Raw genomic sequence first — 262 nt, forward strand, 5'->3', positions numbered from 1 at the left:
GGCGGCGGCCTCCTTGGTGTGCATGTCGACACAGACCGCGCAGCCGTTGATCTGGCTCACGCGCAGTGCCACCAGCTCCTGCGTCGCCGCGGGCAGCGGCGACTCCTTGAACGCCTTGCCCATGGACCTGAAGTACTTGAGGGCCTTGTCGGCGGTCGGGCTGGCGAAGTAGTTCACTCGTGCGTCCATGGTGTGTTCTCCTCTGTGGTCGTTCGTGGCTGCACACCCTGAGACGGGGGAGCGCGACCCCCTGTGACACGGG

Annotated in this window: 1 protein-coding gene; it reads right to left on the reverse strand. The window is 66.4% G+C overall.

Annotated features, from left to right (window positions below):
- On the reverse strand, positions 1-189 hold a 189-nt coding region (locus BFF77_RS32070; RefSeq protein ID WP_169922759.1), incomplete at its 3' end, for a carboxymuconolactone decarboxylase family protein.
- Positions 190-262: the final 73 nt, after the last annotated feature.

It is taken from the genome of Streptomyces lushanensis, assembly GCF_001700515.1.
In the GTDB taxonomy this organism is placed as follows: Bacteria; Actinomycetota; Actinomycetes; order Streptomycetales; family Streptomycetaceae; genus Streptomyces; species Streptomyces lushanensis.